Annotated in this window: 1 protein-coding gene; it reads left to right on the top strand. The window is 62.7% G+C overall.

Translation table 11 applies throughout. The features are described 5' to 3' along the window. Positions 1 to 76: 76 nt before the first annotated feature. Positions 77 to 1,039, top strand: coding sequence for an IS5 family transposase (locus tag AC07ZS_RS29835; protein WP_062407895.1), 963 nt, complete (start codon positions 77 to 79; stop codon positions 1,037 to 1,039). Positions 1,040 to 1,181: the final 142 nt, after the last annotated feature.

Here is a 1,181-nt window from a genome sequence, read left to right as displayed (position 1 = left end):
TTAGGGCTACGCTGAACAAGTTGAGAGGTGGCGCGAGGTTTGCATGTATCGAGACACCAGAGACACGAAGGTGAAGATGAAACAGCAAACCCTGGCGATGGCAGCCGATCAAGGCGACGGCTACGAGCAATACCGCAAGCTCACCAAGCGGGACACATTCCTGGCGACGATGGAGCAGATCGTGCCGTGGCAGGAGTTGTGCTCGGTCATCGAACCGCACTACCCCAAGGCCGGCAACGGGCGCCCACCGATCGGACTGGAACGCATGCTGCGGATGTACTTCGTGCAGCACTGGTTCAACCTGGCTGATGAGGCCTGCGAGGAGGCTCTGCTCGACAGCACGGCGCTGCGCCGCTTTGTAGGCATTGATCTGGGGCGTGAACGTGTGCCTGACGGGACCACGCTGCTGAAGTTTCGCCGCCTGCTGGAGAAGCACAAGCTGGGCGAGGCCTTGTTTGCCAAGGTGGGGGAGGTGCTGCAGGCCCGAGGCATGAAGGTGGGCACCGGCACCATCGTGGATGCCACCATCATCGGCGCGCCCAGCTCGACCAAGAACGCCGACAAACAGCGCGACCCGGAGATGCACCAGACCCGCAAAGGCCAGCAGTGGTACTTCGGCATGAAGATGCACATCGGCGTGGACAGCCGCACTGGGCTGGCGCACAGCGCTGTGGTCACGGCAGCCAACGTGCATGACAAACATCCATTGCCCGAGCTGTTGCACGGGAACGAGCAGCGTGTATACGGCGACAGCGCCTACGCCAGCCAGAGGGCGTTGATCGAATCGAAGGCGCCCCAGGCCAAGGACTTCACCAACCAGCGCGTGCGCAGGGATGGCGAGATCGACGAGGTCGAGCGCTCGAAGAATCACAACAAGTCCAAGGTCCGCGCCCGAGTCGAACACGTCTTTGCCGTGGTGAAGCGGCTCTGGGGCTTTGCCAAGGTGCGCTACCGAGGCCTTGCCAAGAACGCCACACGTTCGTTCGTGGTGCTGGGTCTGGCCAACATCTACCTGGCGCGGCAGCGCCTCGCGGCATGAGTGCGCCCGTTGCGCACTCCAAGTGCGCAAGCACGGCCGGTATGGCCGGGGAACGCGGTCAAACCGCGAGGCTTCCCCGCGTCAGCGACCCATTGGGCAGCGGATCGCTCAAATCGGCTACTTGTTCAGCGTAGCCTTAGGT

This window comes from Hydrogenophaga sp. GW456-12-10-14-TSB4, from assembly GCF_059424305.1.
The sequence above is the reverse complement of the archived record's forward strand: the minus strand, read 5'-3'. Positions and strand labels throughout refer to the sequence as shown.